The sequence below is a fragment of the Exiguobacterium sp. s21 genome, from assembly GCF_018617975.1.
Lineage (GTDB): Bacteria > Bacillota > Bacilli > Exiguobacteriales > Exiguobacteriaceae > Exiguobacterium > Exiguobacterium mexicanum_A.
Map to the genome: position 1 here is coordinate 43,995 of NZ_JACSLF010000006.1, position 12,196 is coordinate 56,190.

The 12,196-nt window shown below is 54.1% G+C and carries 12 protein-coding genes; 4 read left to right on the forward strand and 8 right to left on the reverse strand.

Annotated features, from left to right (window positions below; translation table 11 throughout):
• Positions 1 to 11 precede the first annotated feature (11 nt).
• Entirely contained in the window at positions 12 to 1,505 is a 1,494-nt protein-coding gene (locus tag KNP06_RS08615) for a peptide MFS transporter (RefSeq protein ID WP_138859401.1), read from the forward strand.
• A 49-nt stretch (positions 1,506 to 1,554) separates the two neighbouring features.
• Here the strand turns inward: KNP06_RS08615 and KNP06_RS08620 are convergent, their stop codons facing one another.
• On the reverse strand, positions 1,555 to 2,850 hold the full coding sequence (locus tag KNP06_RS08620) for a glutamine synthetase family protein (RefSeq protein ID WP_214711355.1): 1,296 nt from the start codon (positions 2,848 to 2,850) through the stop codon (positions 1,555 to 1,557).
• A gap of 192 nt (positions 2,851 to 3,042) precedes the next feature.
• Between KNP06_RS08620 and KNP06_RS08625 the strand changes: the two genes are divergently transcribed.
• Positions 3,043 to 4,080, forward strand: coding sequence for an SDR family oxidoreductase (locus KNP06_RS08625; RefSeq protein WP_214711354.1), 1,038 nt, complete (start codon positions 3,043 to 3,045; stop codon positions 4,078 to 4,080).
• A gap of 38 nt (positions 4,081 to 4,118) precedes the next feature.
• On the opposite strand, the gene KNP06_RS08630 is transcribed toward KNP06_RS08625, so the two are convergent.
• On the reverse strand, positions 4,119 to 4,442 hold the full coding sequence (locus tag KNP06_RS08630) for a YflT domain-containing protein (RefSeq protein ID WP_232819557.1): 324 nt from the start codon (positions 4,440 to 4,442) through the stop codon (positions 4,119 to 4,121).
• A 104-nt stretch (positions 4,443 to 4,546) separates the two neighbouring features.
• The gene (locus tag KNP06_RS08635; RefSeq protein WP_157964157.1) at positions 4,547 to 4,774 is read right to left on the reverse strand and encodes a hypothetical protein; all 228 of its coding nucleotides are present in this window, start codon (positions 4,772 to 4,774) and stop codon (positions 4,547 to 4,549) included.
• A 112-nt stretch (positions 4,775 to 4,886) separates the two neighbouring features.
• Between KNP06_RS08635 and KNP06_RS08640 the strand changes: the two genes are divergently transcribed.
• Together KNP06_RS08640 and KNP06_RS08645 are read left to right on the forward strand one after the other, a co-directional pair.
• The gene (locus tag KNP06_RS08640) at positions 4,887 to 5,945 is read left to right on the forward strand and encodes a GTP pyrophosphokinase (RefSeq protein WP_200881484.1); all 1,059 of its coding nucleotides are present in this window, start codon (positions 4,887 to 4,889) and stop codon (positions 5,943 to 5,945) included.
• Between the two features lie 90 nt (positions 5,946 to 6,035).
• Positions 6,036 to 6,473 carry a MarR family winged helix-turn-helix transcriptional regulator gene (locus KNP06_RS08645; protein WP_034777659.1) on the forward strand — a complete coding sequence of 146 codons (438 nt, stop codon included), beginning with the start codon at positions 6,036 to 6,038 and terminating at the stop codon, positions 6,471 to 6,473.
• Positions 6,474 to 6,545: 72 nt separating this feature from the next.
• Here the strand turns inward: KNP06_RS08645 and KNP06_RS08650 are convergent, their stop codons facing one another.
• The 5 genes from KNP06_RS08650 to KNP06_RS08670 form a co-directional block, all read right to left on the reverse strand.
• A complete protein-coding gene (locus tag KNP06_RS08650; protein WP_308162290.1) occupies positions 6,546 to 7,217 on the reverse strand; it encodes a class F sortase in 672 nt (223 codons plus the stop codon).
• Positions 7,165 to 7,962 (reverse strand): DUF4397 domain-containing protein, encoded by a 798-nt coding sequence (locus KNP06_RS08655; RefSeq protein ID WP_034777661.1) that lies wholly within the window; start codon positions 7,960 to 7,962, stop codon positions 7,165 to 7,167. The genes KNP06_RS08650 and KNP06_RS08655 overlap by 53 nt, the downstream gene beginning before the upstream one ends.
• A gap of 252 nt (positions 7,963 to 8,214) precedes the next feature.
• Positions 8,215 to 8,928 carry a glycerophosphodiester phosphodiesterase gene (locus tag KNP06_RS08660; RefSeq protein ID WP_138859396.1) on the reverse strand — a complete coding sequence of 238 codons (714 nt, stop codon included), beginning with the start codon at positions 8,926 to 8,928 and terminating at the stop codon, positions 8,215 to 8,217.
• An 11-nt stretch (positions 8,929 to 8,939) separates the two neighbouring features.
• Positions 8,940 to 10,406, reverse strand: coding sequence for a carboxypeptidase M32 (locus tag KNP06_RS08665; protein ID WP_214711353.1), 1,467 nt, complete (start codon positions 10,404 to 10,406; stop codon positions 8,940 to 8,942).
• A gap of 66 nt (positions 10,407 to 10,472) precedes the next feature.
• Positions 10,473 to 12,005 (reverse strand): FAD-dependent oxidoreductase, encoded by a 1,533-nt coding sequence (locus KNP06_RS08670; protein WP_214711352.1) that lies wholly within the window; start codon positions 12,003 to 12,005, stop codon positions 10,473 to 10,475.
• Positions 12,006 to 12,196: the final 191 nt, after the last annotated feature.

Below are 12,196 nucleotides of genomic sequence, written 5' to 3' on the forward strand. Positions count from 1 at the left end.
AGGGATCTTTCATGGAAAGGATCGATAAACAGAAAATTGTGGACAGCGTGCCACAAAAAGGTTTTTTCGGACAGCCTAAAGGCTTGTTCACGCTATTCTTCACTGAGTTTTGGGAACGGTTCTCGTATTACGGGATGCGCGCCATCCTCGTGTTCTACATGTACTACGAGGTATCTGAGGGCGGTCTCGGTCTCGACCAGAATGTCGCCTTGTCAATCATGTCGGTATACGGCGCACTCGTCTACATGTCGGGGGTCATTGGGGGATGGCTCGCCGACCGTGTCTTCGGGACGTCTCGGGCCGTCTTCTTTGGCGGCGTGTTCATCATGCTCGGGCATATCGTCTTGTCGATTCCAGGCAGCCTGACGTTCTTGTTCATCTCGATGGCACTGATTGTCATCGGTACGGGCTTGTTGAAACCGAACGTTTCAAGCATCGTCGGTGACCTGTATCACGAGACGGACCGTCGTCGTGACGCCGGGTTCAGCATCTTCTATATGGGGATCAACCTCGGTGCCTTCATTTCACCTTTGATTGTCGGTGGAGTCCAAAAGAGCTACGGCTTCCATTGGGGCTTCGCACTCGCCGCGGTCGGGATGTTCATCGGTCTCGTCGTCTTCCTCGTCACGAAGAAAGGCAACCTTGGTCTTGCCGGTTCATATGTGCCGAACCCGTTGACGCCGTCTGAGAAGAGAAACGCGATCAAGTATACGACGATCGCGGTCATCCTCATCGGTGGCCTGTTGGCCGTGCTCATCCCGCAAGGTTTGTTCACGATCAACACGTTCATCGGCCTCGTCGGTGTGTTCGGGATCGCCATTCCGACGATTTACTTCATTATCATGTATCGCAGTCCGAAAACGACGGAAGTCGAACGGTCACGGATCATCGCCTACATCCCGCTCTTCATCGCCTCGGTCATGTTCTGGGCGATTCAAGAGCAAGGGGCGACGATTTTGGCCAGCTATGCCGATAAGCGGACCGATCTTGAATTTTTAGGGATCACGCTCTCACCGGCCTGGTTCCAGTCGCTCAACCCGCTGTTCATCATCATGCTCGCACCGGTGTTCGCATGGCTTTGGGTCCGACTCGGTGACCGTGCGCCGAGCATCCCGACGAAATTCGCGTTCGGGATCTTGTTCGCAGGGTTAAGTTTCTTGGTGATCTTGCTCCCGGCCTATTTCGGAGGCCCGGACACGCTCGTCAACCCGCTCTGGCTCGTCCTTAGCTACTTCATCGTCGTGCTCGGTGAGCTCAGCCTGTCGCCGGTCGGTCTGTCGGCGACGACGAAACTCGCCCCGGCCGCTTTCTCGGCCCAGACGATGTCGCTCTGGTTCTTGTCGAACGCTGCGGCGCAAGGGATCAACGCTCAACTCGTCCGTTTCTATTCACCGGAGAACGAGATGCTTTACTTCGGGATTATCGGTGGCGCGGCCATCGTCCTCAGTCTGATCCTGTTCGCACTCGCCCCGGTCATCAAAAAGTATATGCGCGGCATTCATTAATCGTAAAAGCCCATTCCTCGGCCGAGGAATGGGCTTTTGTATGCTTTGCTTATTTACGGACTTGGATGAGCGACAAGTAGCGGTCGATCAAGTCATAGTTGAAGTAATCGTGGAACCGGTCCGACTTGAGCGATTGAATCGACTCATGGAAGGTCGCCGGGAGTGACGAGATGCCTTGACTCTCGATTTGTTTGGCCGAGTACTCAAACAAGTCGTCCTCGTTCGGTGATGACGGCTCAAGCTGTTGCTCAATCCCTTCGAGTCCAGCGTAAATCAGGGCCGCGAGGGCGAGATATGGGTTGGCGCTCGGGTCTGGGTTACGGACTTCGACGCGTGTCGCACTGCCGCGTGACGCCGGGATTCGAATCATCGAACTGCGGTTCGACGGGCTCCAACAGATGTTGACCGGTGCCTCGAAGCCTGGAACGAGACGTTCATATGACTCTGGGAGCGGGTTCGTGAAGATGGCCGTCGCACGGGCATGCTTCAAGATGCCTTCGATGAAATGACGGGCTGTGACCGACAGGCCGTAATCCGACTCCGGCTCTTCGAACGCGTTGACCGTCGGATTGCCGTCCTTGTCGTTCTTCCAGACCGAGATGTTGAGGTGCATTCCCGAACCGTTCACGTCGCGGAGCGGTTTCGGCAAGAACGACACTTTCGCGTTTTTCTCTTGGGCTGCCAACGTGACGATTTCTTTGAAGAACTGGATGTTGTCGGCCGTATGCAACGCGTCATCGTACTTGATGCCGATCTCGTGCTGGGCTGGTGCCACTTCATGGTGGACCGCTTCGATGTTGAAGCCGACATCGCTCAACCGGTTGGCGATATGTTGACGTACCTCATAGCCTTTGTCTTCTGAACGTGTCGAGAAGTATCCGGCCTCGTCATAGAACTCTCCGTTCTCGTCGAAGATGAAGAATTCCGGCTCGGCACCGACGAAGATCGAGTATCCGTCACGAGCAGCGCGCTCGAGGGCATCCTTCAAGACGTTGCGCGGGTCGAACTCATACCGTTCCCCGTCTGGCGTGCAGACGTCACAGAAGAACGCGAGGATGCTCTCGTCCCCGTCCTGTTCGTAGCGTGGACGATCTAAATCCGGTCTCAAGAATAGGTCTGAGTTTTTGATGGAAGAAAAACCAGCGATGGATGAACCGTCAAACATCGTCTTCCCTTCAAAAACTTCCGGCAACAATTTTGCAGAGAGAGTCAATAGCTTCAAGTCTCCAAGCACGTCGGAGAAGTACATATGGATTTGAGTGATCCCTTTCTCCTGAACCGTTTTTTCAATCTCTTCTTGCCTCTTCCTGTTGCCATCCTTGTCAGTTCCGAATAGATTAGCCATGATTCTAAAAAACCTCACTTAAGTTATTTGACAGATCAACACTGTCATGACGTACCTTGCGTACGCTTCTCCTTAAGTCATAACCCACTTTAAAAAATGTTAAACCCCTAATTTGAAACATCAGGCTGAAAGTGGCTCATTCCGCCGTCGCTTGTTATGATGGGGAGAGACTGAAAAGAGAGGAAGAACGCTGTGAACATTTTTATGACCGGTGCGACCGGATTTTTAGGAGGACGGCTCGCCCGCGAGTTGATTCATCGAGGCCACACGTTATGTGTCCTCGCCCGCACGCCTGAAAAAGTGGAGGCGATGTTCTCGCAGGACGAACGCCGCTCGATGACAGTGCTGGCCGGGGATTTGACCGCCCCGTTCCTTGGAGCGGACGATGAGTTTATCAAAAAACATGAGCGGAGCTTCGACTTGGTGCTCCACATGGCCGCGCTCGTCAAATTTGACGAGGAGCTCCGCGATGAGCTGTTCGAGACGAACTTGACGGGGACGCAGCAAGCGCTTAACCTCGCGAAAGCTTTGCACTGCCCCCGCTTCTTCCACGTCAGTACGGCCTATACGCTCGGGGCACGCGAGATCGGAGATGAGACGCTGTATGCGACCGATCAGACGTTCCATAACCCGTACGAGGAGAGCAAGGCCCATGCCGAACAAGCCGTCTGGGAAGCCCGGCATGACCTGGCCGTCTCCATTTTCCGGCCCGCCATCATCGTCGGTGACTCGAAGACCGGCGAAGCCGATTCGAAGTTCACGATGTACGGCTATATGCGGGCCCTGGAAGTGTTCAAGCGTCGACTCGAACGCAAAGGTGCGCCTGTCGGTCCGATCCGACTCCTCGGCTCTGAGACGGGCACGTCGAACCTCGTCCCGGTCGACTATGTCGTCGACGTGCTGCTCGCGGCCATCGAACACGCCAAACCGGATACCATCTATAACGTGACGAACGATGCCCCGCCGCGCAACGAGACGATGCTCGAATATATGAAGCAGGCGCTCGAGTTCCCACATTTGAAAATCACCGAGACGGCGACGTCCTCGTTGAGCAACGTCGAGCAGACGTTCAACGAGATGGTAAAAGTGTTCAACCCGTACTTGAACCGCAACATCTCATTCCAGGATGCGAACACGAAACGCCTGTTGCAGGACGCCGGGTTCAAACCGCTCGATTTGAACGAGCGCTCGCTGCGCCGGATTGTGAACGCCTATTACGAGACGAAATGACAACAGCCGGGACTGATCCGTATCAGTTCCGGCTGTTTTTATGATTTGTCGCAAACGAGGACGATCTTCCCGGCTTGGATTTCACCTTCGAGGGACTCGACCATCTCTTTCGTCAGACCGAGGCTCTCAAGCTGATCGATGCGGTCATCCGAGTTTTTCGTGAACTTCGACATGAGCGATTCCCACAATCCTTTTTCAGTGATGCGGTATGGTTGTACACCTGCTTCTGCGGCAAGACGCACCGTCAATTCTTCATCTTTGGCAAATAAGTAAATGTTCTCGTTGACACATCCGCCTGACACCATTCCATTCACTTCATGGTCGACCGAGGTCATATCCCGTACGATTCTTGTTTCTAACATATTCATCCTCCTAAACGTCCGCTGTTCTAAAATCGAATAATATACTATTCCCGAAAAATGAGTCGTAAAACCCATTTTCCGTCAGCGATTTGAAAAAGAGGGACTCAAGAAAACGTGGCGGTCCAGTCATCGATTCCAAAATGATCGACGATGCCTTGGATTCGTGCCCGTTCCTCCGGTTCAGACGAGACCCCTTCACGGCTGAGACGGACGATATTGACCCCGGTCTGCCAATCGATCTTCCCCGCCCGATAACCGGCCTGTTGCAACAGGCCGGCGACGATCTCGAGCTTCTCGCGCTCCATCGATTTCAATGTATGGCTCACTCTCACATGCGACACTCCTTCCCGTTCCAAGCCGTATTGTATCATAGTGACGGCAGACAGGTGCGACAGCGATTTCAATGATGCTATACTACTTATAATGAGACAAGGAGTGATCTAGATGCCGAGACAGGATATGAATACGATCATGCTCGACTATATGAATGAGAAAGAGGATTACGAGGCGTTCGCCGCCAAACTGAAGTCGCTTCTCAGTGAACTATTGAATGACGCCGGGATTCAGTTCCACTCGATCGTCGCCCGGGCCAAGGAAGCGGAGAGTCTGTATGCCAAACTGTCCCGCAAACCGTACCAATACCGGTCATTGCGCGACGTCCAAGACTTGGCGGGGATTCGGATCGTGACCTATTTCCATGACGACGTCCGGGCCGTGGCCCAAATCCTTGAGGACGAGTTCCGAATCGACCGTGAACAGTCGATTGATAAATCCACCCTGCTCGACCCGAACGAGTTCGGCTACCTCTCGGTCCATTACGTCGTCGGTTTGAGTGACAAGCGGCTCGCCCTCGGAGAGTATCGCCGCTTCGAAGAGAAAGAGGCCGAGATTCAAGTCCGGTCCATCTTGCAACACGCCTGGGCCGAGATTGAGCACGACCTAGGCTATAAAAACCCGAACGCCGTCCCGCCGGAGATCAAACGCAGCTTCAGCCGTGTCGCGGGACTGCTCGAAATCGCTGATTCCGAGTTCGTCAACATCCGCAAGCAGCTGCGGACGTTCGAGCAGGAGACGGTCGAACGGATCGTCGAGTCACCGGACAAAGTGAGCATCACCCGGGACAACTTGAACTATTATATCGCCAATGACGTCACTGTCGAGAAGCTCGATAACGCCATCTTCCAGAGCGACTGGTTGCTCGACACCGACCTGTCGACGATCATCGAACTGACGCGCATGTTCCATTACGCCGAGATTCGCACGTTCCAGGACTTGAGTGACACGCTCGACCGTTACTTCAACCGGGCCATCCAATGCGCGACGCTCTTACCGTCGTCATTGTTGCCGCGGCAAGGGATGGGTGTCGTTTACGCAGTCCTCGCCAAGCTACTCGCCGAAGGGGATGACCAGCAGATCGAGTTCTTCTTCCGCCGCTTCTATCCGGACTTGAAACATTACGATGAAGTCATCCAAGAACTTCGCATCCGTGAAGAGCCATCATAACTTTACAGACTTCATGTTTTTGTTGTAGAATGTTTTTATGTTCTGAAATATATGCAAATAATGATATTTACCTAGGAGGTACGCTTGAGGATGACAACGCCTGTACAAACAGCATCCCGCCGTCAGCTCGTCGCTGATGCTGAGCGAGGGATTCGCATGAACTATCGCGGAGTAAAGAAAAACCTCCGGTCGATGTTCTCACAATACTTGACGCGCAACGAATTCTTCATCCTTCGTTCGCTTTGTCAAAATAGTCCTCAAATCGCCTCGGCCTTATCGAACGAGTTTCAGTTCTCGGCTTCGATGATCACGGCCCTCGCAGATGAGCTCACGAAAAAAGGGTTGATCTCACGCGAACGTAGCGAACGCGACCGTCGCGTCGTCGAGTTACAGGCGACCGAGGAAGGTCGTGCCTTGTTCGAGACGTTAGAAGATATGAAAATCGAGTACTTGATGGACGTGTTCGAAGACTTTTCAGATGACGAATTGATTCTTCTGTCCAAATTGCTTGATCGAATGGACGCATAAAAACGACTGGGCCCGATTCATTTCGGCCACAGTCGTTTTTCTTGTGTCGTCCTACAAACGAAGAACCCTCGGTCAAGGCAGTTGCCTTGTTCGAGGGTTCTTCGTTTGTGCTTTGGCGATTGCCGTGACGACGATCCGGTCACGATATCCGTGTTCCGGGTCATAAGGGCCCGCACATGTGATGAGCTGAAGCCGTGTCGCTTGGGTCGCCGCAAAGATCGAGGCGAGCGGAACGTCTTCGAGTCGGTACCGTTCGACGGAGACGACTTCATATTCGATCACCTTTTTGCTACGCTGGAGCGTCACCGATTCTCCGAGGCGCAGTTCGCCAAGGTTTGCGAAGATGGCCGGTCCGCGAAGGTCATCGAGATGACCGGATAGTACGACGTTACCCGTCGCACCCGCTTTGGCCCCGTAACGATACCATCCGACCTCATCAGCGTCTGTCGGCGTATCCATCCGGTCGAGTCGGTCTTTCCCGACCGGTTGGATGACAGCATCGACATCAATTGACGGAATCTTCAGTCGCTTTGGGACGAACGTCTCTGTGTGAAAAGATTGACGATCAATCTCGGTCGCTGACAGGACGAGCGGGTCGGCGAAACCGACGGTCGTCAGTTTCGAGTCCGCGTCCGGTGCGTCCGCGCCCGGTGCGATCATAAGGAACGATAGCGTTCCGATTAAGAGAAGCTTAAGCGTCTTGCTTCTGACGACGAAAGACGTAGAAGCCAGCTGCTGCTGCACCAAGGACCGCTGCTGCGAGCAACCAGTTCATCGATGCTGTCTGAGCGAGACCGCCTTGTCCTGTTTCTGGAGCTCCGGCCATTTCACCGCCGTCTGCTGCAAGGAGGACTTCAAACGCTGGTTCGCCTTCAAGGAGTCCGATGGCGAACGCCGTATAGTTTTTGCCGCCTTCGAGGGCAACACCGTCAAGTGCCTTCACGACGTCAGTCGCGCCGGCCGGACGAACTTCGAGGTCATACGTGCCAGCGTCGAGTGTGCCATAGTCGCTGACTGCTTTGAACTCAAGGTTCGAGAAGAGCGGGTCGCCACCTTTAGGGGCTACATCGACTGCCGGTGCGTCAGGTGAGAAGTGAGCGACACGGACTTTCGATTTACCGTCTTCAAAGTTCGCATCGTCTTCCATTGCTGCGATTTCGATGTTTTCAAGTTGGCCGATTGCTGCCGCTGTGTAGAACTTGCCTGCTTCGATCGAGAGGTCTGCCGCAACGACGACCGTCTCGGCATCACCTGCCGGCTTGATCTCAACATTGTAATCTCCAGCCGGGAGTGTCAAATAGTCGGTGAGCGCTTTGAACTCTGCGCCTTCGACTGCGACTTCACCGTTGACGTAGACATCTACCGCCGGTGCATCAGGTGAAGCATGGAGTACACGTACCATCGCGTTCTCGTGTCCATCCGCACTGACCGGTACGATGAGTGCAAACGCCAAGGCGAGTGTACCAAGTAAAGACATCAATTTCTTCATGTGAAATTTCCTCCTTTTTCTGCTTGGGTTGACCGATTGACTGCGTACGACAAGTTTGATACGTGCTATAAAGTGTGCTACATCTGATTGCTATGTAGCTGGTGACATCTTAAATCTAAGACAACGGAGCAATGGCGTAAAGGTGACGGTGTGCTCTGAATATGCCGCTGGGCACATCGAGAAGAAACCGCTTTCTTTACATTACCTGCACTTCCCCTTCACCTTAATGTAAAAACCCCGCAACGCGTAACGTTACGGGGTTGAATGTGCTTTGGCCCAGTCGATGTCGTTTACGAACACCGCATCGACCCCGAGCCGGCGAAACCGTTCGAGGTCATGCACCGTCTTGACGGTATAGGGACGCACGGCGAGCCCTTTTGCTTGCAGCTGTAGGATTTCCTCATCGGTCATCGTCCGGACGTTCGGATGCACGGCGGTCGCCCCGACCTTCGCACAGTACGCCACAAGGTCATAGAGAGGTTGGGCTAAGAGCACCGCACACTCGATATCTGGCGCCAACCGTTTCAAACGTTTGAGCGTCGCATGATTGAATGAAGAGAACACGACTTGTTCAACAGGGACACGTCGGTTACGGATCGTGTCGACCAGGCGCTGCTCAATCCCGGGATACCGTTCGATATCGGTCTTGACCTCGAGGTTCAGTACCACCGACGTCCCTTGACACAAATCGAACAGTTCATCTAACGTCGGAATCTGCTCGTGGACCGCGAACGTGACGCCCGCGTTGACCGCTCGCAGTTCTGATAGCGTCATATCGGCGATCCGCCCTTGACCATCTGTCGTCCGATTGATCGTCTCGTCATGGATGAGGACGAGACGTCCATCTTTCGTCATATGAATGTCCGCTTCAATCCCATCTGCCCCGGCCTCGAGTGCAGCCCGGAACGCTGTCATCGTATTTTCGGGATGGCGGGCCATCACTCCTCGATGCGCGAAGAATCTCATCTGTATTCGCCTCAGTTCGTTTTATATTTGCTCGTCAAGTAGCGGACGAGCGGACGTACCGAGATGTCTTCCCCGGTCACTTGTTTGATCAATTCGTTCGGGGTGAGCGCCTTCCCATGACGATGGACATTGTCTTCGAGCCACTGTTTGATCGGGCCGAACTCGCCACTGCTGACGAGCGATTCAAACTCTGGATGGGCATCACGAAGCGCCTCTGTCAATTGGGCGGCATAGACCAAGCCGAGTGCATAGCTTGGGAAGTAACCGAATGAACCGCCGGCCCAGTGCACGTCTTGCAGGACGCCTTTCGCATCACTCGGGACATCGACACCGAGATATTCCTTATACAGCGCGTTCCATGCCTCTGGTAATTCCTCGACCGAAAGATCGCCTTGGATCAGTTTCTTTTCGAGCTCATAGCGGATGATGATGTGCAGACTATACGTCAACTCGTCCGCTTCGATTCGAATGAGAGAGGGTTTCGCCTCGTTCACCCCGGCATAAAACGTCTCGAAAGAAACGTCCTGAAGCGCAGGGTGTTCTGTTTGAAGACGCGGATAGACGCTCTTCAGGAACGCTTCGCTTCGCCCGACAAAATTCTCGAAAAAGAGCGACTGTGATTCATGGATTCCCATCGAGGCCCCGCCTCCGAGCCCGAGCTCGTCGAGTTCCGAGTCGATTTGTTGCTCATACGTGGCATGGCCCGCTTCGTGCATCGTCCCGAACAAGGCGTTGCGGAAGTCGGCCTCGTCATATTTTGTCGTAATGCGCACGTCGCGCCGGTTGATCGTAATCTCGAACGGATGGACCGTCGCGTCGAGTCGGCCCCGTGTCAAATCGTAGTCGACGACACGCATCCAATCCTCGCACAACCGCTGTTGGACCGACTTGTCCATCGCCCAGTCGAGTCCTTGTACAGGTTCCGGCAATTCGCGGATGAGCGGGACGAGTTCGTCCCGGAGCGTCTGGAACAATGCATCGAGCTGTTCGACCGTCATGCCAGGTTCATAGTCGTACAGCAAAGCATCATACGGGTGACACTCGTAGCCGAAATACTCCGCGAACTTGCGTTGGAACCCGATGATCTTCTCGAGATATGGGGCGAACATGTGCCAGTCATCCTGGTCCTTCGCTTTCTCCCATGCCGTCTCGGCTTCAGAGACGAGCGTCACGTACGCCTGATATTCCGATGAAGGAATTTTAGCGTTCCGCTCATACTGTGTCTTGGCGACGGCGACCGACCGGACTTCAATCGGCGTCAATTCCTCGGTCTCGGTCATTTGCGCGAGCAAGTCTTTGAACGACTCGCTCGTCTGACGCTTGAACGCCTCGGTCGACAGATAGCCGATCGTCTCGGCCCGAAGCGGTGCCGATTGTTCCGGCATCTGGGTGCGCATGTCCCAGTATAGTAAAGAAATCGCCTCATCGAAGGCACGCAATTGTTTGAAATGGTCACGCCACTGCTTTGTTAGTTCCATTCTGATTCCACCCCTATGACAGTTATATCGTTACTTCTTTACTTTAATATAGACGAAGGAAGTTGCCTATTCTTTCGACACATCGGTTTTCCGTTCATATGAGAGCGGCTTCGTCGCCGGCCCCTCCAATACGTTCCCTTTCGTATCGAATCGTGACCCGTGGCAAGGGCAATCCCACGAGCGTTCGGCGTCGTTCCAATTGACCGTACAGCACATATGCGTGCACCGTGTCGAGACGAGATGGCATTCGTTGTCGAGGTCTCGATAGGCACCGACCTTCTTTCCGTCGACTTGGACGATGCCTCCTTCGTCCAGTTGCAGGTCGTCGAGCGAACCGGGTTTCTCGAGTGAACCTTTGACGAACTGGGTCGCCGTGTCGAGGTTCGTTTTCAAGAACTGACCGACATCCGCCGACTTGAACTTGGAACGGAGTGGATTTAATAGTTCTCGGAAGCGATTGTCCTGACCGGTCAACAGATCAGCCAAGAGGAGCCCCGAGGCAATCCCGTTCGTCATCCCCCACTTGGCGAATCCCGTCGCGACGAACACATCCGGCTCCCGGCTAAACATCTGTCCGACATAGGGGAGATGGTCGAGTGTGATCAAGTCTTGTGAGGACCAACGGAAGCTGGCCTTCTTCGTTTCGAACACGTTATGGGCGAACCGCTCGAGCCGGTCATAACGCGAGCGTGTCTCCGTCACGTGACCACTCAAGTGACCCTCCCCTCCGACGAGCATGTACGTCTTCTCCCCTTCTTGAAACGTACGGAACGACCGACTCGGTGAATCGACGCTCAAATACATCCCCTCAGGCACGCTTTGCTCGGTCTCGCAAGCGACGATATAAGAGCGTTCGACCTCGAACTTCGAGAAATAAAGTCCCCGGATATCATTGAACGGGTAATGGGTGGCGACGACGACTTGGTTCGCCTGGACCCGCCGCCCCGTCGATGTCGTGACGATCGGTCGGGGTCCGGAGCTGATCTCAGTCGCCCGCGTCTTCTCATGGAGTCGACCGCCCGCCTCAACGAAACGAACGGCTAGCTCGTTCAAGTACTTGACCGGGTGGAATTGGCCTTGGTCCCGGATGACAAGGGCCTGTTTCACTTGGAGCGGGAGCGCGGCATTCACTTCCTTCGTCGCGTCCCCGCCTGCGAGGTCGAGCTGCTCATACGCCTCCCGTTCGGCGACGAGTTGGCTCGATCCGTCGATAGAATATAAGTAAGAATCTTTCGTCTCGTAATCGATGTCGAAACCGTCCGCGACCTGGTCCTGCAAATAGCGAAGGGCCTCTTGATTGAACTCATAATAAAGTCGGGCCGTCTCATGATTGAACGTTCGAATCAATTTGGAGTAAACGGTCCCGTGCTGCACGGAGCATTTCGCCGTCGTATGACCGGTCGTCCCCCGCCCGACCTCGGCCGCCTCGAGCAGGACGACTTGTTTACCGCGTCGCTGAAGTTCGTAGGCTGTCACGAGCCCGGCGATGCCCGCTCCAATGACGACGACGTCACATGAGACCGAGTTTTCTAGCTTTGGATACGGGACGGTCTCGTCGTGTTGACGCCACAGGGAATTGGTGAATGGATAACGATGCATGAAGGTGCCTCCTTTAATCGGTTGAGTGTCTGTTATTGTGTATACCCATTCCACTTCATTTCATACGCGTCAATTATTGACCTGATTCTTTATTTTGATGACGATTTCAAGAGGCTCCATCCATTATGGTAGAAAAGTAAACAATGAAGGAGCGATTACATAGTGAAACGAAACCGAAGACACCGTAGAAA

Coding starts and splice junctions, on each gene's coding strand:
- KNP06_RS08615 (WP_138859401.1), top strand. CDS start 12: ATGGAAAGGATCGATAAACAGAAAATTGTGGACAGCGTGCCACAAAAA.
- KNP06_RS08620 (WP_214711355.1), bottom strand. CDS start 2,850: ATGGCTAATCTATTCGGAACTGACAAGGATGGCAACAGGAAGAGGCAA.
- KNP06_RS08630 (WP_232819557.1), bottom strand. CDS start 4,442: ATGTTAGAAACAAGAATCGTACGGGATATGACCTCGGTCGACCATGAA.
- KNP06_RS08640 (WP_200881484.1), top strand. CDS start 4,887: ATGCCGAGACAGGATATGAATACGATCATGCTCGACTATATGAATGAG.
- KNP06_RS08645 (WP_034777659.1), top strand. CDS start 6,036: ATGACAACGCCTGTACAAACAGCATCCCGCCGTCAGCTCGTCGCTGAT.
- KNP06_RS08655 (WP_034777661.1), bottom strand. CDS start 7,962: ATGAAGAAATTGATGTCTTTACTTGGTACACTCGCCTTGGCGTTTGCA.
- KNP06_RS08660 (WP_138859396.1), bottom strand. CDS start 8,928: ATGAGATTCTTCGCGCATCGAGGAGTGATGGCCCGCCATCCCGAAAAT.
- KNP06_RS08665 (WP_214711353.1), bottom strand. CDS start 10,406: ATGGAACTAACAAAGCAGTGGCGTGACCATTTCAAACAATTGCGTGCC.
- KNP06_RS08670 (WP_214711352.1), bottom strand. CDS start 12,005: ATGCATCGTTATCCATTCACCAATTCCCTGTGGCGTCAACACGACGAG.